The sequence below is a fragment of the Streptomyces sp. NPDC048338 genome (assembly GCF_043201055.1).
Lineage (GTDB): Bacteria > Actinomycetota > Actinomycetes > Streptomycetales > Streptomycetaceae > Streptomyces.
Genome location: NZ_JBICYQ010000013.1, coordinates 209,345 through 227,384, shown reverse-complemented (window position 1 = coordinate 227,384; position 18,040 = coordinate 209,345). Strand labels below are relative to the sequence as shown.

General features: G+C 73.9%; 17 protein-coding genes and 1 riboswitch. Of the genes, 11 read left to right on the top strand and 6 right to left on the bottom strand.

Annotated elements, in window-relative coordinates; genetic code table 11:
- Window positions 1–310 precede the first annotated feature (310 nt).
- The 4 genes from ACGFZF_RS28640 (at window position 311) to ACGFZF_RS28625 (ending at window position 4,536) form a co-directional block, all read left to right on the top strand.
- Complete coding sequence (locus ACGFZF_RS28640; RefSeq protein WP_393558755.1) at window positions 311–1,300, top strand: malate dehydrogenase; 990 nt, start codon at window positions 311–313, stop codon at window positions 1,298–1,300.
- A gap of 207 nt (window positions 1,301–1,507) precedes the next feature.
- On the top strand, window positions 1,508–3,238 hold the full coding sequence (locus tag ACGFZF_RS28635; RefSeq protein WP_393558753.1) for a hypothetical protein: 1,731 nt from the start codon (window positions 1,508–1,510) through the stop codon (window positions 3,236–3,238).
- Complete coding sequence (locus ACGFZF_RS28630) at window positions 3,231–3,614, top strand: hypothetical protein (RefSeq protein WP_393558751.1); 384 nt, start codon at window positions 3,231–3,233, stop codon at window positions 3,612–3,614. The genes ACGFZF_RS28635 and ACGFZF_RS28630 overlap by 8 nt, the downstream gene beginning before the upstream one ends.
- A 1-nt stretch (window position 3,615) precedes the next feature.
- Window positions 3,616–4,536: a serine/arginine repetitive matrix protein 2 gene (locus tag ACGFZF_RS28625; protein ID WP_393558749.1), complete on the top strand. Its 921-nt coding sequence runs from the start codon at window positions 3,616–3,618 to the stop codon at window positions 4,534–4,536.
- A gap of 99 nt (window positions 4,537–4,635) precedes the next feature.
- Here the strand turns inward: ACGFZF_RS28625 and ACGFZF_RS28620 are convergent, their stop codons facing one another.
- Both ACGFZF_RS28620 and ACGFZF_RS28615 read right to left on the bottom strand, forming a co-directional pair.
- Window positions 4,636–5,364: an isocitrate lyase/phosphoenolpyruvate mutase family protein gene (locus ACGFZF_RS28620; RefSeq protein ID WP_393558747.1), complete on the bottom strand. Its 729-nt coding sequence runs from the start codon at window positions 5,362–5,364 to the stop codon at window positions 4,636–4,638.
- Window positions 5,361–5,909, bottom strand: a complete 549-nt coding sequence (locus tag ACGFZF_RS28615) for a carboxymuconolactone decarboxylase family protein (protein ID WP_393558745.1) — start codon at window positions 5,907–5,909, stop codon at window positions 5,361–5,363. Before ACGFZF_RS28615 ends, ACGFZF_RS28620 begins: the two co-directional genes overlap by 4 nt.
- A gap of 46 nt (window positions 5,910–5,955) precedes the next feature.
- Here ACGFZF_RS28615 and ACGFZF_RS28610 point away from each other — a divergent pair, with 46 nt between their 5' ends.
- Window positions 5,956–7,365: a PLP-dependent aminotransferase family protein gene (locus ACGFZF_RS28610; RefSeq protein WP_393558743.1), complete on the top strand. Its 1,410-nt coding sequence runs from the start codon at window positions 5,956–5,958 to the stop codon at window positions 7,363–7,365.
- A gap of 101 nt (window positions 7,366–7,466) precedes the next feature.
- On the opposite strand, the gene ACGFZF_RS28605 is transcribed toward ACGFZF_RS28610, so the two are convergent.
- Window positions 7,467–8,330 carry a hypothetical protein gene (locus tag ACGFZF_RS28605; protein ID WP_393558900.1) on the bottom strand — a complete coding sequence of 288 codons (864 nt, stop codon included), beginning with the start codon at window positions 8,328–8,330 and terminating at the stop codon, window positions 7,467–7,469.
- Window positions 8,331–8,577: 247 nt separating this feature from the next.
- Here ACGFZF_RS28605 and ACGFZF_RS28600 point away from each other — a divergent pair, with 247 nt between their 5' ends.
- Both ACGFZF_RS28600 and ACGFZF_RS28595 read left to right on the top strand, forming a co-directional pair.
- Complete coding sequence (locus tag ACGFZF_RS28600; RefSeq protein ID WP_393558741.1) at window positions 8,578–8,865, top strand: hypothetical protein; 288 nt, start codon at window positions 8,578–8,580, stop codon at window positions 8,863–8,865.
- Between the two features lie 7 nt (window positions 8,866–8,872).
- Window positions 8,873–10,057 carry a glutathionylspermidine synthase family protein gene (locus ACGFZF_RS28595; RefSeq protein WP_393558739.1) on the top strand — a complete coding sequence of 395 codons (1,185 nt, stop codon included), beginning with the start codon at window positions 8,873–8,875 and terminating at the stop codon, window positions 10,055–10,057.
- Window positions 10,058–10,112: 55 nt separating this feature from the next.
- Here the strand turns inward: ACGFZF_RS28595 and rocD are convergent, their stop codons facing one another.
- Window positions 10,113–11,318: an ornithine--oxo-acid transaminase gene (gene rocD / locus ACGFZF_RS28590; protein ID WP_393558737.1), complete on the bottom strand. Its 1,206-nt coding sequence runs from the start codon at window positions 11,316–11,318 to the stop codon at window positions 10,113–10,115.
- 273 nt (window positions 11,319–11,591) lie between these two features.
- Window positions 11,592–11,680, top strand: a riboswitch (ZMP/ZTP riboswitch).
- 147 nt (window positions 11,681–11,827) lie between these two features.
- On the opposite strand from rocD, the gene glyA reads away from it, so the two are divergent.
- From glyA to ACGFZF_RS28575, 3 genes are all read left to right on the top strand, one after another.
- Window positions 11,828–13,114: a serine hydroxymethyltransferase gene (gene glyA, locus ACGFZF_RS28585; RefSeq protein ID WP_393558735.1), complete on the top strand. Its 1,287-nt coding sequence runs from the start codon at window positions 11,828–11,830 to the stop codon at window positions 13,112–13,114.
- 248 nt (window positions 13,115–13,362) lie between these two features.
- The gene (gene trpS / locus ACGFZF_RS28580) at window positions 13,363–14,376 is read left to right on the top strand and encodes a tryptophan--tRNA ligase (protein ID WP_393558733.1); all 1,014 of its coding nucleotides are present in this window, start codon (window positions 13,363–13,365) and stop codon (window positions 14,374–14,376) included.
- Window positions 14,377–14,492: 116 nt separating this feature from the next.
- Window positions 14,493–15,083, top strand: a complete 591-nt coding sequence (locus ACGFZF_RS28575; RefSeq protein ID WP_356780591.1) for a 2'-5' RNA ligase family protein — start codon at window positions 14,493–14,495, stop codon at window positions 15,081–15,083.
- A gap of 33 nt (window positions 15,084–15,116) precedes the next feature.
- Here ACGFZF_RS28575 and ACGFZF_RS28570 read toward each other — a convergent pair whose 3' ends face one another.
- Window positions 15,117–15,872, bottom strand: coding sequence for a decaprenylphospho-beta-D-erythro-pentofuranosid-2-ulose 2-reductase (locus ACGFZF_RS28570; RefSeq protein WP_386543167.1), 756 nt, complete (start codon window positions 15,870–15,872; stop codon window positions 15,117–15,119).
- A 22-nt stretch (window positions 15,873–15,894) separates the two neighbouring features.
- On the bottom strand, window positions 15,895–17,319 hold the full coding sequence (locus ACGFZF_RS28565) for an FAD-binding protein (protein ID WP_393558730.1): 1,425 nt from the start codon (window positions 17,317–17,319) through the stop codon (window positions 15,895–15,897).
- 159 nt (window positions 17,320–17,478) lie between these two features.
- Between ACGFZF_RS28565 and ACGFZF_RS28560 the strand changes: the two genes are divergently transcribed.
- Entirely contained in the window at window positions 17,479–18,033 is a 555-nt protein-coding gene (locus tag ACGFZF_RS28560) for a phosphatase PAP2 family protein (RefSeq protein WP_393558728.1), read from the top strand.
- Window positions 18,034–18,040 lie beyond the last annotated feature (7 nt).

The window sequence follows — 18,040 nt, the reverse complement described above, 5'->3', positions numbered from 1 at the left end:
CAATGAGGTTCAAGGGCCGCCCGCTGCTTGTGGCACGGAAGTGACCATTCCGGCACCTCCGTACGGCTGCCCGCCGAGGTGCGCGCGGCGCGGGGAGGCGGCCGCGGTTCGCCCCGGCGGCGGGCGGTCGCGGGCCGGGTGCGACCGGGTGGCAGTGAGCCGCACCACAAGGGGGTGGAGATTGGAGGGGTCCCGGGTCGGATAGCCTGACCGCTGGATATCTCTTCATGTCGAGACACCGATCGATCAAGAGGGGTATCCCGCACCAGGGGCAGGGACCCCCACCGCCAGCTGTCTTACGGAGATCGCCATGACCCGCACTCCCGTGAATGTCACCGTGACCGGCGCGGCCGGCCAGATCGGCTACGCGCTGCTCTTCCGCATCGCCTCCGGCCACCTGCTCGGCGCGGACGTGCCGGTCAAACTGCGCCTCCTCGAGATCCCGCAGGGCGTGAAGGCCGCCGAGGGCACCGCCATGGAGCTCGACGACTGCGCGTTCCCGCTGCTCAAGGGCATCGACATCTTCGACGACCCGAACCAGGGCTTCGAGGGTGCGAACGTCGCGCTGCTCGTCGGCGCCCGCCCCCGCACCAAGGGCATGGAGCGCGGCGACCTGCTCGCCGCCAACGGCGGCATCTTCAAGCCGCAGGGCAAGGCCATCAACGACCACGCCGCGGACGACATCAAGGTCCTCGTCGTCGGCAACCCGGCCAACACCAACGCCCTGATCGCCCAGGCCGCCGCCCCGGACGTCCCGGCCGAGCGCTTCACCGCGATGACGCGTCTGGACCACAACCGCGCGCTCTCACAGCTGGCCGCCAAGACCGGCGCCTCCGTCGAGGACATCAAGCGCCTCACCATCTGGGGCAACCACTCGGCGACCCAGTACCCCGACATCTTCCACGCGGAGATCGCCGGCAAGAACGCCGCCGAGGTCGTCGACGACGAGGCGTGGCTGGCCGACACCTTCATCCCGACCGTCGCCAAGCGCGGCGCCGCGATCATCGAGGCCCGTGGCGCGTCCTCCGCCGCCTCCGCCGCCAACGCCGCCATCGACCACGTCCACACGTGGGTCAACGGCACCGCCGCGGGCGACTGGACCTCCATGGGCATCCCGTCGGACGGCTCCTACGGCGTCCCGGAGGGCCTGATCTCCTCCTTCCCCGTCACCTGCAAGGACGGCGCGTACGAGATCGTCCAGGGCCTGGACGTCAACGAGTTCTCCCGCACCCGCATCGACGCCTCGGTCCAGGAGCTGGCCGAGGAGCGCGACGCGGTCCGCGAGCTGGGCCTCATCTGAGCCCACCGCGTGCCCCCGGGCCGGTGACCGGACGCATCCCGTCCGGCACCCGCCCCCGCACCGACGCGACGGCGCCCCCGGCCTGCACGGCCGGGGGCGCCGTCTTCGTGGGGCCGACGGCACCGGCTCCGCTCCCTTATGCTGTCCATTTCGTCTCGACGCGCAAGTCGGTCGAGAATACGGACAGTTGAGTATTTCGGGGGAGTTTTGACTCAGTCGTTCGTGCCCCGCCAGCCGGGGCCCACCGGCGGTCCGCCGGTCGTCGATCCACGCGGATTACCCTCCGCCAGTGAGGCGACCCGACTGCTCTGTGCCGGTACCTACCTCGACGACGCCTTCCGGGACGCCGTCATCGACGAGCTCTACGTCCACGAGGAGCGCGTCGCCGCTCCCTCGCTCGGTGTGGACGCCACCCGCGTCCTCGCGCACGCCCTGCGTGCCCGCCGTGTCGAGATCGGCTGGTCCGCCGCGATCCTCGGCCTCTGGATCGTCGCCGTACCGCTCACCAAGGGCCTGGCCGCCCTGCTGATCACGCCCTTCCTGATCCTCGGCATCGCCCGCTGGGTCCGCGGACGATCCGCCCACCCGCCCGTCCACCGGCTCGTCGCCGCCTTCCTGCTCCGCTGGTACGGCCGCCTCAGCCTCCTCCAGTCCGCCGTCGTCCTGCTCGTCCTCGCCTTCGGCGACGAGGAGACCCGGTGGGATCTCCTCGGAGAACTCGGCGACGTGGGCGATCTGCTGGGCTTCGCGCTCGACCTGGTGTCGTCCGAGATCTGGGGCATCGGCGCGCTGGAGGTCTGGATCACGATCGCGATCCCGTTCCTCCTCGCCTGGGCGGTGGCGGTGCAGCGCGGCCAGTTCGCCCGCGCGCTCACCGGCGAGCTGTCCAAGGGACGCTTCGCCGACACCTCGTCCGACCCGGCCGAGCGGGCCGAAGGCGTCCGCTTCCGCCGGCTGCGCGAACGGATCAGGACCGAGCAGCACTCCCGGCTCGTCCTGTACCGCTCCGACAACCCCTTCTGCGGTGCCGGCAGTCCGTACGAGCCGTGGTCGCTCTCGGTCGAACTGCGCCCGCGCAAGGACCGCACCCCCGAGCCGCTGGACAACAGCGCGATCATGCGGCACATCGTCCCGCTCGTCGAGGCGCTGCGGGTCCCCTCCGCCCACGGATCTCCGCAGCTCCAGGCGGCGGTACGCGACCGGCTGCGCGATCTGGAACTCGACGAGACCGTCTTCCTGCCGGTCGACGGACTGCCGAGCCGAACCCACGCGCCCTACACCGCCGAGGAGTTCGAGCAGCACCGCTCGGGCGCCATCGAGGAGGGCGGCGAGGCCCGCCGGCACTTCCTGCGCATCCGGGTCGGAGGCTGGGGCGAGGAGATCGTCACCACCGTCTTCGTCCGGGTGCACACGCAGGGCGGCATGCTGATGCTGGAGGTCGCCCCGCACGTCCTGCGACCGGTGAAGCCGCTCTTCCGGCATGCCGACCGGATCGCCCACCGCTACCGCCACAACCACCACTTCGGCAAAGCCGTCTGGGCACTGGCCCACGTGCCGGGCTCCGCGGGACACGCCCTGGCCACGCTCTGGCGGGCCGCCGGCCACCTGTGGCGACTGGCCACCGGCGGACACGCCGGCGCGCTGCCGGAGGGGCCGCTGCGCTCCGTGCGCGAACTCGGCTCGGACGACGAGGCCTCGCTCTTCCAGGAGATGGACGTCAGCCGCTACCTGAAGAGCATCCAGGACCGGGTGGCGGGCGGCGTGACCGTCGCGCTGCGCGAAGCCGGCTACGAGACCGGCGAGTTCGAGCAGAAGATCGTCAACGTGGCCGAGGGCGGCGTCTTCATCGAGACCGCCAAGGGCGCCGTCGGCGTCGGCAACCACAACACCATCACCCAGAAGACCTTCACGTCCAAGGCCGGAGGCGACCGTGGCTGACCCGAACGACGACCGTGCCGGCGGCATCCACATCGGCAGCGTGCACGGCGCGTTCGCCATCGGCGACAACAACACCGTGACGCAGCACGAGGGCGGTGCGGGCGGCGAGCCGGTGCGCGACCCCGCGCAGGAGGAACTGCTCCAGGCCGTCCGCCGGCTCCGCGCGGACCTGGGGAACGTGGTCGCCTCGGAGCAGACGGCCGCGCTCGACGCCGAACTGGCCGAAGCCGAGGACGAGATCGAGGGCACCGGCGAGGCGGGCCGGGGGCGTCTGGCGCGACTGCGCCAGGCCCTCGGCGACGCGGGCGCCGTGACCGGGATCCTGGCCTCGGGCGTCGCCGTCGGCCAGGCCGTCGCCGCGCTCCTCGGAGGGTGAGGTGGCCGGTATCGGGGACAGAGCCCGCTGGAACGACGAGACGCAGAGCTGGGAGACGGGTCCGGGCGGCACGGCGGGCCTCGGCGGCGGAACCGGTGTGCCCGGCCCCGCCGCGCCGGGGCCCGGCGGCGGAACCGGCCTGCCGAACGGCGGCCCGCTCGTCCCGCCTCCCCCGGGGTACGCCCCCGGACCGCCTCCGTACGAACCCGGGCCCGCCGCCCCCCGCTCGCGCAACGCGCTGGTGGCGGGCGTCGTCGTGGCCGTACTGGCGGCCGGCTCCGTCGGCGGCTGGCTTGCCTGGGGCGGCGACGACGAGGGGCGCGGGGCCCAGGGCGGTGCCCCGGGCGCCACGGTGACCGCGACGGACCCGGCGTCGGCCTCCGGCGCCCCGACGGAGCCCGGATCCCCGACGGACCCCGGCCCGTCGTCGGGCTCACCCTCGGCGGGCGGCGCCCCGATGGACGACCTGCCTCCGCCGGGCTACCACGCGGTCGAGGACGCGCGGGGCTTCACCCTCGCCGTCCCGGTGAACTGGACCCGTACCGACGAGGGCGCCGGCGGGATCTTCTACCACTCGCCCGACGACACGGGCCTGGTGCAGATCTTCCTGCTCGAAGGGGCCGACGTCACGCCGTACACGGCACTGCAGCAGGCGTCCCGGGACCTGGCCGGGAAGAACCCGGGCTATCGCGAGATCAGCCTCGGCCGGGTCTCCGGCGAGGCCGGCGCTCCGGCCGACGCCGCGGAGCTGGTGTACGCCTACGACCGGGAGGGCGGACGCCGGCAGGTCGTCGACCGGGCCTTCACGGCCACGGACGGCCGCCAGTACGCGATCCTGGTCGCCGGCCCGGTGGCCGACTGGCCCCAGCAGAAGGAGACCCTGCGCATCGCGCTGGACTTCTTCCGGCCCGGGCCGCCCTGACTCCGGCGGGGCCCCTCCGCGCGTCCGGGGCGGCCGGCCCCGGACGCGAGAGCCCCCGGACGCCCGGGACCCCGGCCCCGGGCTGCCGGCGGGCCGTCCTCAGGCCGTCCTCAGCTCCCGGGCCAGGTCGGCGACGCCGTGCAGGGTGCGCAGCAGGAGTCCGTGGCCGAAGGTGATCCGGGTCGCGCCGAGCCGTCCGGCCTCGGCGGCGGACGGACCGCCCGGCCGGGACAGGAAGTTGAGCGGTGCGCCGATCCCGGCGCTCAGCCGGGGCAGGTCCGACGCGGGTGCGGCGATCGGATAGACGCATTCCGCCCCGGCCGCCACGTAGAGCCGGCCGCGCTCGATCGCGTCGGCGGCCGGATCCCCGGGCGCGGACGCGGCGAGGTAGGTGTCCGTGCGCGCGTTGACGAAGAGCTCCCCGCCCGCGGCCTCCCGCACCTGCGCGAGCCGGTCGGCGTGCGCCCGCGGGTCCCCGAGCCCGCCGGACCGGTCGGAGTCCTCCAGGTTGACGCCCACCGCGCCGGCCTCCAGGACCCGTGCCACCAGTTCACGCGGCGACAGGCCGTAGCCGTCCTCCAGGTCCGCGGTGACCGGTACGGACACGGCCCGCGCGATCCTGGCCACGGCGGCGAACATCTCCTCCGGCGGGGTCTGCCCGTCCGCGTACCCGAGAGCGGCGGCGATTCCCGCGCTCGGCGTCGCGAGCGTGGCGAAGCCCGCCTCCTCGAACACCCGCGCCGAGGCCGCGTCCCAGGGGCCGGGCACCACCAGCGGATCGTCCGCGGCCCGGTCGCGGTGCAGCGCGCGGAGCGCCCGGGCGGTCACTTCTTGTACATCCCCGGGGTGTAGTGACCGGGCGTCATACGGGTGGAGACGGCGATCCGGTTCCAGGCGTTGATGACGGTGATCGCGGCGATGACGCGGGCCAGTTCGGTCTCGTCGAAGACGGCGGCGGCCCGGGCGTACACCGCGTCGGGGACGAAGCCGTCGGTGAGGACGGTGACCGCCTCGGTCAGCGCGAGGGCGGCGAGCTCCCGCTCGGTGTAGAAGTGCCGGGACTCCTCCCAGGCGGAGAGCTGGACGATCCGCTCGACCGACTCGCCCTCCGCGAGCGCGTCCTTGGTGTGCATGTCGATGCAGAAGGCGCAGTGGTTGACCTGCGAGGCGCGGATCTTGATCAGGTGGTAGAGGGTCGGGTCGACGCCCTGGGCGGCGGCCGTCTCCAGCCGGAGCATGGCCCGGTAGAACTCGGGGAGCCGCTCCGCGAAGGGGAGCCGGGGTGCGTGCTCGTGCGCGTACCCGGTCGTCGCGTCGTCGCCGGTCGGATGGGGGGCCGCGGCCGTGGCGGCCAGGGCGTTCGTCGTCGTCATGGTTTCACCGTACGGTCCGGGTGGCCGGGGAGTATGGTCCATTCCCATGGCGAACGACTGGGCCACTTTCGGCGCCGACCTGCACCTCGAACTGCGTGGCGCGAAGCTGCGTACGGGCCTGATGGACGCCCTGCGCGAGGCGGTGCGCAGCGGGCGCCTGGAGGCGGGCACCCGGCTGCCGTCCTCGCGCTCGCTCGCCGCGGACCTGGGGGTGGCCCGCAACACCGTCGCCGACGCCTACGCCGAACTGGTCGCCGAGGGCTGGCTGACGGCGCGCCAGGGGTCGGGCACCCGGGTCGCCCGCCGGGCCGCCCCTCGCCGCGGGCACGCGGCGAGGGGCGCCGCCCCTGCCCGTCCGGTGTCCGGCCGGCCGACGTACAGCCTGAAGGCGGGCGTGCCCGACCTCGCGTCCTTCCCGCGCGCCGAGTGGCTCAAGGCGTCGCGGCGGGCGCTGACGGCCGCGCCGCACGAGGCCTTCGGCTACGGCGACCCGCGCGGCCGGATCGAGCTGCGCACAGCGCTCGCGGAGTACCTGGCCCGGGCACGGGGCGTGTACGCGCGTCCGGAGCGGATCGTGATCTGTTCCGGGTTCGTGCACGGGCTGATGCTGATGGGACAGGTGCTGCGGGCACGCCGGGCGCGGGAGGTGGCGGTCGAGTCGTACGGGCTCGACGTCCACTGGGACCTGCTGACGCGCGCGGGACTGCGGCTGCCGGCGCTGCCGCTGGACGCCCGGGGCACCCGGACCGAGGCCCTGGAGGACATGCGGGGCGGTGTGGGCGCCGTGCTGCTGACCGCCGCCCACCAGTTCCCGCTCGGCGGCGCGCTGCCGCCCGACCGGCGTGCTGCCGTCGTCGACTGGGCGCGGGCGTCGGGCGGTCTGGTCCTGGAGGACGACTACGACGGCGAGTTCCGCTACGACCGCCAGCCCGTGGGCGCGCTCCAGGGACTCGACCCCGAACGGGTGGTGTACCTGGGCACGTCGAGCAAGTCGCTGGCGCCCGGGCTGCGGCTGGCGTGGATGGTGCTGCCGGAGGACCTGGTGGACGAGGTGACGGCGGCCAAGGGAACAGTGGACTGGGTGTCCAGCGCGCTCGACCAGCTGACCTTCGCGGAGTTCCTGGCCTCGGGGGCGTACGACCGCCACGTCCGGGCCATGCGGCTGCGCTACCGGAGGCGGCGCGACCAGTTGGTGGAGGCCGTCGCCGCGCACTCGCCGCAGACCCGGGTGAGCGGGATCGCGGCCGGCCTCCACGCGGTGCTGGAGCTCCCGCCGGGCACGGAACCCGAGGTGCTGCGCTCGGCGGCCTGGCAGGGACTCGCCCTGCTCGGCCTGAACCGCTTCCGCCACCCCGAGGTGCCCCCGGCGCTCGACGGTCTGGTCGTCGGCTACGCGACTCCGCCGGACAGCGGATGGAACGGAGCGCTGCAGGCCCTGTGCCGGGTGCTGCCCTAGGGGCGTCTTGCCGAGCTTGCCGCTCTTGCCGGGGGCCGGGGCGTCGTTCGGGTCGGGGCCCGGGGGCCGCGCCCCGGCGTGCCGCCACGGCCGGACGGAGGTCAGGCCGCGGGACCCGGTGGCGGCGCCGGCCTCGCCGCCTCCGCCCCGGCCTCCGCGGGAGCGGGTGCCTCGCCGAACCGGGCCAGCGCCAGCGCACCGGCGACGGCCACCGTGAAGCCGAGCACCGCGAGCCAGCCCAGCCCCTCGCGGGTGCGGTCGCCCAGCCAGACCACCCCCACCAGGGCGGGACCGACGGTCTCCCCGACGACCATGCCCGCGGTCGCGGTCGTGACCGAGCCGCGTTGCAGCGCCGAGGTCAGCAGCAGGAAGCCCGCCCCGCCCCCGACGAGCAGCGCGTAGAGGGCGGGGTCCGCGAAGTCCACGCCGTCGACCAGCCGGACCGACACCTCCACCACGCCGAAGCCGAACCCCGAGCCCAGACCCAGCGCCAGGGCCCGCGGCCGGTCGGGCAGCCGGCCGACGGCCGCACCCAGCGCGAGCACCGCGCACGCGGTGCCGAGCATCGCCCAGCCGAGCGCCGGCGGGCCGCCCTCGTCGCCCTCCCGGCCCGAGGCGAGTGCCAGCGTCGCCAGTCCCCCGCAGACCACCGCCACCGCCGTCCACTCCACCCGGCTCAGCCGGACCTTGAGGAGCCGTGAGGCGACCACCGCGGTGACCGCCAGACTCGACGCGAGCGCCGCGCCCACCGTGTAGATCGGCAGCGTGCGCAGCGCGACCACCTGCAGGACGAAGCCGAGGCCGTCCAGGGTGAGCCCCGCCACGTAGCGCCACTGCCGCACCGCCCGCCACAGCAGGGCGACATCGACCCCGCTGCCCGAGCCGGGCTCCGTCGCCCGCGCGGCGAGCGCCTGCAGGACCGAGGCCGTGCCGTAGCAGAGGGCCGAACCGAGCGCGCAAAGCATCCCGAAGAGCACGAAACGACTCTAGGGGTGTCTTGCCGATCATGCCGGGCTCCCCGCGTTCGCCGACCCGGCCCGATCGACGGGACACCCCTCGGGGTGCCTCCGGAAGCTCGTGGCGGCGCACCGCGTCCGGCGCCGTGGCCCGATCCCCGGAGCTCCCGGGACAGGACCTCGTGCGACGGCCGAAAAGGCGCGGCCTACACTGTGCGGTCGCACCAGGCCAGAGAGATCGGGGAGGGCGGCGCAGATGCGCAGACTGAGGTCGAGCACGGTGATACTCGGCGGGATGGGCGTGCTCGCGGCGACGATCACGGCGTGCGGCTCCGAGCCGGACAAGCGGTGCGTGGACCCGCTGACCCGCGAGAAGCTGCCGAGCTACGAGTGCGACAGCGGCTCGGGCGGCAGCAGCACCACCGCCCGCGGCTCGTACTACTACGGCGGCACGGTGCGCGACGGCCGGCTCAGCGGCGGCAGTTTCGACAAGTCCGCCGTGGACACCGGCGGCTTCGGCTGCTCGGGCTCGGGCGGCGGCTGATCACGCCATGCGACGGCACACCATCGACCCCCGGCCCGACTGGCAGCGGACCGTCGAGGAGCAGGGGCTCGTCTACCCCCTGACCCGCCACCCCGACGGTTCGCTGCGCCCGTACTGGGACGAGAGCGCGTACTACTCCTTCACGCTGCCCGAGGTCGAGGCCCTGGAGGAGGTGGTCGAGGAGCTGCACGCCATGTGTCTGGAGGCCGCCGCCCACATCGTGGCGAAGGATCGTTTCGCCGATCTCGGCCTCACCGACCCCCGGCTCGCCTCCCTCGTCGCCGAGTCCTGGCGGCGCCGGGACGAACTCCCCACCCTCTACGGCCGCTTCGACCTTCGCTACGACGGCACGGGACCGGCGAAGATGCTGGAGTACAACGCCGACACGCCCACCTCCCTCGTCGAGGCCGCGAGTCCGCAGTGGTTCTGGATGGAGGACCGCTTCCCCGGCGCCGACCAGTGGAACTCGCTCCACGAGCGGCTGGTCGAGGCCTGGCGCCGGCAGGCGCGGCTGCTGCCGCCGGGCAGCCCGGTCCACTTCGTCCACTCGGACGGGGACGAGCTCGGCGAGGACCTGATGACGGTCGCGTACCTGCGCGAGACCGCCGAGCAGGCCGGGCTCGACACCGAGGCGCTGTCCGTCGAACGGATCGGCTGGGACCGGCTGTCGGGCCGGTTCGTGGACGACCGGCTGCGCTTCATCCGGAGCTGCTTCAAGCTCTACCCGTGGGAGTGGCTGACCACCGACCGCTTCGGCCCGCACGTGCTGGACACGCTCGACAACGGCGGTGGCACCGGCACGACCTGCTGGATCGAACCCGCCTGGAAGATGCTGCTGTCCAACAAGGCGCTGCTCGCCGTCCTGTGGGAGCTCTACCCGGGTCACCCGAACCTGCTGCCCGCCTACCTCGACGGCCCGCGCGAGCTGGCCTCGGGGGCCGGCTACGTGGCCAAGCCGCTGCTCGGCCGCGAGGGCGCCGGTGTCACCGTCCACGAGCCGGGCGCCCCCGCCCCGGTGCGTGAGGAGCCGTGCTGCTACCAGGAGCTGGCCCCGCTGCCCGACTTCGACGGCAACCGGGTGGTGCTCGGCGCGTGGGTCGTCGAGGACGAGGCGGCGGGGCTCGGCATCCGCGAGTCGGCCGGCCTGATCACCGACGAGTACGCCCGCTTCCTGCCCCACGTCATCCTCTGAGGGCTCCGGTGACGGCGCCGGCCCCGTGGCGGGCCGGCGCCGACGCCGTACGGGGTCAGGCCGAGAGCACCGCCCGCAGCTGCTCCAGGCCCCAGTCCAGGTCCTCCTTGCTGATCACCAGCGGGGGAGCGATCCGGATCGTCGACCCGTGCGTGTCCTTCACCAGGACACCGCGCTCCATCAGCTTCTCCGAGATCTCCCGGCCCGTGCCCCGGGACGGCGCGATGTCCACGCCCGCCCACAGCCCGCGCCCGCGGACCGCCTCCACGGCGCCGCCGCCCACCAGCAGCCCCAGCTCGGCGTGCAGGTGCTCGCCCAGCTCGGTCGCGCGCTGCTGGTACTCGCCGGACCGCAGCATCGCGATCACCTCCAGGGCCACCGCGCACGCGAGCGGGTTCCCGCCGAAGGTCGAACCGTGCTCACCGGGCCGGAACACCCCGAGCACGTCGCGGTCCGCCACCACCGCCGAGACGGGGACGACACCACCTCCCAGCGCCTTGCCCAGGATGTACACGTCCGGCACCACGCCCTCGTGCTCGCACGCGAAGGTCCTCCCGGTCCGGCCGAGGCCCGACTGGATCTCGTCCGCCATGAACAGCACGTTCCGCGCGCGGGTCAGCTCCCGCACCTCGCGCAGATACCCGGCGGGCGGCACCAGCACCCCGGCCTCGCCCTGGATCGGCTCCAGGAGCACCGCCACCGTGTTCTCCGTGACCGCCGCCTCCAGCGCGGTCGCGTCGCCGTACGGGACGATCTCGAACCCCGGGGTGTACGGGCCGAAGTGGTCCCGTGCCTCGTGGTCCGTGGAGAAGCTGACGATCGTCGTCGTACGGCCGTGGAAGTTGTTCGCCGCCACCACGATCTTCGCGTGCCCGTCCGGCACGCCCTTGACCTCGTACCCCCACTTCCGGGCGGTCTTCACCGCGGTCTCGACCGCCTCCGCGCCCGTGTTCATCGGCAGCACGGCCTCCTTGCCGCACAGCTCCGCGAGGCGCGCGCAGAACTCCGCGAAGCGGTCGTGGTGGAACGCCCGCGACGTGAGCGTCACCCGCTCCAGTTGCGCCCGCGCGGCGTCGATCAGCCGCCGGTTGCCGTGCCCGAAGTTGAGGGCCGAGTACCCGGCGAGCATGTCGAGGTAGCGGCGGCCCTCGACATCCGTCATCCAGGCGCCGTCCGCCGAGGCGACGACGATGGGCAGGGGGTGGTAGTTGTGAGCGCTGTGCGCCTCCGCGGAAGCGATCGCGTCTTGCGTCCTCGACACGGGGTCTCCGTTCGTCCTGCGGCCTGGGGCGGGTGTGGCGCCCCTTTCTTATCGTCGCTCGGATGCCGGACGAGGAAACCTCGATGACGACGCGCCAGCCAGGTCCTGTCCGGGCGATCTTCTCGGGCCCGCGACGACGGCTGCGGCGTCTCGCGGCGTTGTCGGAGTCGCCCGGGTACGCCCGGTACGAGGGCGATGCTCCGCCGTGCGATACACCACATCCGACGCCGCGGGCCGGTCCTCGAAGATCGCCCGGACAGGACCTAGTCTGAGAACACGCGCGGCGACTGGCGTACGGGGAAGCGACCCCGGGGGAGCCGCGCGCGGCAGAACACGCGATGCCGCCCGCCTGGGCATCACGGGACCGACAAGTCCCCGTGTGGATGCCGCCCGCCTCCCGCCTTCGGCGCGGTGAGCCCTCGTCCGCAGCACGGGACCCGATCCGTCCCGTGTCGTGCGCCCCGTCGGGGGCCGCGCCCGGGACCCGCCGAACGCCCGGAGGAACCGCCGTGACGAACCCGAACGCCGAGCAGCTTCCCGTCCGCCACCCGGCCCTGGCCGCCGCCGACCCCGAACTCGCCGCGCTCGTCGGCGCCGAGGAGCGGCTGCAGGCCGAGACCCTGCGTCTGATCCCCAGTGAGAACTACGTCTCGACGGCGGTGCTCGAAGCCTCGGGCACCGTCCTGCAGAACAAGTACAGCGAGGGCTACCCCGGCCGCCGCTACTACGAGGGCCAGCAGAACATCGACCTCGTCGAGACCCTCGCCGTCGAGCGCGCCAAGGCCGTCTTCGGCGTGGAGCACGCCAACGTCCAGCCCTACTCGGGCTCCCCGGCCAACCTCGCCGTCCATCTGGCCTTCGCCGAGCCCGGAGACACCGTGATGGGCATGGCCCTGCCGATGGGCGGCCACCTCACGCACGGCTGGGGCGTCTCGGCGACCGGCCGGTGGTTCCGCGGCGTGCAGTACGGCGTCCGTCCGGACACCGGGCTCGTCGACCTCGACCAGGTCCGCGAACTCGCCCTGAAGGAACGCCCGAAGGTGATCTTCTGCGGGGGTACGGCGCTGCCCCGCACGATCGACTTCGCCGCCTTCGGCGAGATCGCCAGGGAGGCCGGGGCCGTCCTCGTCGCCGACATCGCCCACATCGCCGGCCTGGTCGCCGGCGGCGCCCACCCCTCCCCGGTGCCGCACGTGGACGTGATCTCCACGACCACCCACAAGACCCTGCGCGGCCCGCGCGGAGCCATGCTGATGTCCCGCGACGAGCACGCCAAGGTCCTCGACAAGGCCGTCTTCCCCGGTCTCCAGGGCGGCCCGCACAACCAGACCACCGCCGCGATCGCCGTCGCCCTGCGCGAGGCGGGCCGGCCCTCCTTCCGCGACTACGCCCACGCGGTCGTCGCCAACGCCCGGGCCCTGGCCGAGGCGCTCCTCGCCCGCGGCTTCGACCTGGTCTCCGGCGGCACCGACAACCACCTGATCCTCATCGACCTCACGCCGAAGGACGTCCCGGGCAAGATCGCCGCCAAGGCCCTGGACCGGGCCGGGATCGTCGTCAACCACAACACCGTCCCCTACGACACCCGGAAGCCCTTCGACCCCTCCGGCATCCGGATCGGTACGCCGTCGCTCACCTCGCGCGGCCTGGGCACCGCGCACATGGCCCAGGTCGCCGACTGGATCGACCGGGCCGTGAAGGCGGCGGGCGCCGGGGACGAGGACACCCTCCTCGCGGTCCGGGCCGAGGTCGCCGAACTGATGGCGGCCTTCCCCGCGCCGGGCCTGCCGGTCTAGGGCGCACCCCGGCGCACCCCGGCGCACCCCGGCCGGGTCCCGGCCGGGTCCCGGCGGGGCGCACTGTGTTCCTCGTCTCATCGGCCGCGCCTCCCGGCCGTCACGGCAGGGAGGCCGGCCCCGGACGGGACCGGCAGGGCGGGCCGCGGACCCCGGAGAACGCCGGCCGCACCACGTCTCCGGGGTCCTCGCCCCTCCGGTGCACCGGCAGTCCGGGATCGGGTCCCACACCTGAGAGAATGTTGAGCATGGCCTCTGACAGTCCCCGTGTGCTCTCCGGAATCCAGCCCACCGCAGGCTCGTTCCACCTCGGCAACTACCTCGGCGCCGTCCGCCAGTGGGTCGCCCTGCAGGAGACCCACGACGCCTTCTACATGGTCGTCGACCTGCACGCGATCACGGTTCCGCAGGACCCCGCCGAGCTGCGGGCGAACACCCGGCTCGCCGCCGCCCAGCTGCTCGCCGCCGGGCTCGACCCCGAGCGCTGCACGCTGTTCGTCCAGAGCCACGTCCCCGAGCACGCGCAGCTCGGCTGGGTCATGAACTGTCTCACCGGCTTCGGTGAGGCGTCCCGCATGACGCAGTTCAAGGACAAGTCGGCCAAGCAGGGTGCCGACCGGGCCACCGTCGGCCTCTTCACGTACCCGATCCTGCAGGTCGCCGACATCCTGCTGTACCAGGCCAACGAGGTGCCGGTCGGCGAGGACCAGCGGCAGCACATCGAGCTGACCCGCGACCTCGCGGAGCGGTTCAACGGCCGCTTCGGCGAGACGTTCACGATCCCGTCGCCGTACATCCTCAAGGAGACGGCGAAGATCTACGACCTGCAGGACCCGACGATCAAGATGAGCAAGTCGGCGTCGACGCCCAGGGGTCTGATCAACCTGCTCGACGACCCGAAGACCACGGCCAAGAAGGTCAAGAGCGCGGTCACCGACACCGACACGGTCATCCGCTTCGACCTCGAGAACAAGCCGGGCGTCTCCAACCTGCTCACCATCCTGTCCACCCTCACGGGGACGTCCGTCGCCGCGCTGGAACAGTCGTACGAGGGCAAGATGTACGGCGCGCTGAAGACGGACCTGGCCGAGGTCATGGTGGACTTCGTCACGCCGTTCCGGACCCGGACGCAGGAATACCTGGACGACCCGGAGACGCTGGACTCTCTCCTGGCCAAGGGAGCCGAGAAGGCCCGCGCGGTCGCCGCGGAGACCCTGGCGCAGACGTACGAGCGGGTGGGGTTCCTGCCCGCGAAGCACTGACCGAGGACCGGTCGAAGGCCGAGTCCAAGGACCCTGGCCACAGGGGTGGTGCAGGCCGCACACTGGCGGCTGCACCACCATCCGACACCCGCAGCTCGACGACGGAGGAGAACGACGTGGGGACCGTAACGCTCGGCGTTTCGATCGCGGTCCCGGAGCCCTACGGCAGCCTGCTCCAGGAGCGGCGCGCCGGCTTCGGGGATCCGGCCGCGCACGGCATCCCCACGCACGTGACCCTGGTCCCGCCGACCGCGGTGGACGCGGAGCGCCTCCCGCTGATCGAGGCGCACCTCGCCGCCGTCGCCGCCGACTGCACCCCCTTCGCCATGCGGCTGCGCGGCACCGGAACGTTCCGCCCGCTGTCCCCGGTGGTCTTCGTCAAGCTCACGCAGGGCGTCTCCGGCTGCAACGCGCTGCAGCAGCGGATCCGGGACGAGGCCGGGCCGCTGGTGCGCGAGCTCCAGTTCCCGTACCACCCGCACGTGACCGTCGCCCACGGCATCTCCGAGGAGGCGATGGACCGGGCGTTCCAGGAGCTGTCCGGTTACGAGGCCGCCTGGACCTGCCGCTCCTTCGCGCTCTACGAGCAGGGCGCGGACGCGGTCTGGCGCAAGCTGCACGCGTACGAGTTCGGCCGGGGCCGCCCGGTCGCCGGCGTCCCGGTCCAGGGCTCCCCGGTCGACACCCCGACCCCCGCGGCGGGCTGACCGCCGCTGCCCGCGGCCGGGCCCGGCCGCGGGTCACACCGGCAGCCGCCGGAACACCGCCCTCGGCACGTGCCGCAGCGCGGACATCACCACCCGCAGCGTGCCCGGCACCCACACGGTCTCCGTCCTGCGCCGCAGGCCGAGCTCGATCGCCGTCGCGACCGCCTCCGGGGTGGTCGCGAGCGGCGCCTCGTCGAGTCCCTCGGTCATCCTCGACCGGACGAAGCCGGGCCGTACGACCATCACGTGCACCCCGGTCCCGTGCATCGCGTCCCCGAGTCCCTGCGCGAAGGCGTCGAGCCCGGCCTTGGACGAGCCGTAGATGAAGTTCGCGCGCCGGGCCCGTTCGCCGGCCACCGACGAGAGCACCACGAGCGAGCCGTGACCCTGGGCCTGCAGGGCCTGCGCGCAGACCAGGCCGGCGGAGACCGCGCCCGTGTAGTTCGTCTGGGCGACCCGGACGGCGGCCGTCGGATCGGCCTCGTCGTGGGCCTGGTCGCCCAGGATCCCGAAGGCGAGCAGCACCAGGTCGATGTCGCCCTCCGCGAAGATCTTCCCGAGCCGCTCGGCGTGCGAGGCGGTGTCCAGCGCGTCGAAGGGCACGGTGTGCACGTCCGCGCCGAGCCGGCGCAGCGAGTCGGCCGCGGCCGTGAGCGCGGGGGAGGGGCGTCCGGCCAGCCAGACCGTACGGACCCGGCGGGTGATCAGCCGGCGGGCGGTGGCGAGACCGATCTCGGAGGTGCCGCCGAGGAGGAGCAGGGACTGCGGGATGCCGAAGGCGTCCTTCATGGAGGGTCTCCTTGGTGCGGGATCACAGCGCCAGACGGCGCGCGAGGTCCGAGGTGAAGACGGAACGCGGGTCGAGGGCGGCCCGCAGCGCCCGGAAGTCGGCGAGCCGCGGGTACATCGCCTGCAGCACGTCCGGCCGCAGCCGGGAGTCCTTCGCGAGGTAGACCCGGCCGCCGGCCTGCGCCACCTCCTCGTCCAGTTCGTCGAGGAACGCGCCGAGCCCCGAGATGCCGGCCGGGATGTCGAGCGCGAGCGTCCAGCCGGGCATGGGGAAGGACAGCCAGCCGGGGTCGCCCTCGCCGAAGCGCTTGAGGACGGCGAGGAACGAGGGGCAGCCGCGGCGCGCGATCCGCCGCACGATCCGGCGCAGGGTCTCCTCGTGGCCGTGGCCGACCACGAACTGGTACTGGACGAAGCCGCCCCGGCCGTAGACGCGGTTCCAGTGCGGGACGCCGTCCAGCGGGTGGAAGAAGGCGGGGATCCGCTGGAGCTCGCCGGTGCGCCGGCTCGGGGCCCGGCGGTACCAGAAGTCGTTGAAGAGGCCCACGGTGGTGCGCCCGAGGAGCCCCTCGGGCAGGAACGCGGGCGCGGCGGGCAGCCGCCCCGGGCGGAAGGCGAGCGGCGCGCGGCGGGCCCGGCGGGGGAGCGCGTCGTACGGGGCGTGGTCCCCGCGGGTCAGCACGGAGCGGCCGGTCGCGGCGCCGCGGGCGAGCAGGTCGATCCAGGCGACGGAGTAGCGGTGGCGGTGGTCGCCGGTGGTGAGCCGGGCCAGCAGGTCGTCGAGGTCGTGGGCGCGTTCGGTGTCGACCAGGACGAGCGAGGTCTCGACGGGGAGCAGGCGCAGGGTGGCGGAGAGGATCACCCCGGTCAGTCCCATGCCGCCCGCGGTGGCGTCGAAGAGGTCGGTGCCGGGGAGGACGGTGCGGATCCGTCCGTCGGCCGTGAGGAGGTCGAGCGAGGCCACGTGGCGGGCGAAGGAGCCCGAGACGTGGTGGTTCTTGCCGTGGATGTCGGCGCCGATGGCGCCGCCGACGGTGACGTACCGGGTGCCCGGCGTCACGGGCACGAACCAGCCGAGCGGCAGCAGCACCTCCATCAGGCGGTGCAGGCTCACCCCGGCGTCGCAGACGACGACTCCGGCGTCGGCGTCCACGGCGTGGATGCGGTCCAGGCCGGTCATGTCGAGGACGGCGCCGCCGGCGTTCTGCGCGGCGTCGCCGTAGGCCCGGCCGAGGCCCCGGGCGATGGAGCCGCGGGCACCGCAGGAGCGGACCGCCTCGGCGGCCTGCTCGGGCGTGCGGGGACGGTGCACGCGCGCGAGGGTGGGCGCGGTGCGGCCCCAGCCCGTGAGGGGTTCGTCGGGCTCGTCGGGGGTGGTGACGGGCGCGACGGCGGTGGGGGGTGCGACGGCGGCGATACGGGGCTCGACGTCGGTCTCGGCGGCCATGGAGGCGACCGTATCGCCCTACCTGTCTGCTTTGCCGGGATTGCCGTTCGGCTCGTCGAAATGGGTGATTAAAGGAGTGTCAGGAAAGATTGCCGTGCGGTCGGCGGTCCGCCGGGCCAGAGTCGCCCCGGGTCGACCGAGAACCGGGGAGGCGAGCCCATGCGATACGGGGACTGGTCCGGCGCCGATCAGCGGCTGCTGGGTCTGCTGCGCGGCTGCGGGCGACGGCGGTCGGTGGCCACGGTCGCCCGCGCCCTGTCCTTCGGCGGCGAGCACGGCGCCGTGTGGCTCGCGGCGGGACTGGCCGGCGCGGCCGTGGACCCGGCGCGGCGGACCGGATGGCTGCGCGGCACGGCCCTCGTCGGCGCGGCCCATCTGGCCAGCATGGGCGTCAAGCGGGTGGTGCGCCGGCCGCGGCCCGGTGCCGACCGGTTCGCGCCCCTGGTCCGTACGGCCGGCCGGCACTCCTTCCCCAGCTCCCACGCGAGCTCCGCCGTCGCCGCGGCCGTCGTCTTCGGCGCCCTGCACCCGGTGGCCCACCGGCTCGCCGCCCCGGCGGCGACGGCGATGTGCCTCTCCCGCCTTGTCGTCGGGGTCCACTACCCGACGGACGTCGCGGCGGGCGCCGCCCTGGGCGCGGCCACCGCCGGCCTCGGCCGCCGCTGGCTGCGCGCCGAGCCCGCCCGCACCGGTGGGGGCGGCGTCCGTGGCTGAGCGCGCG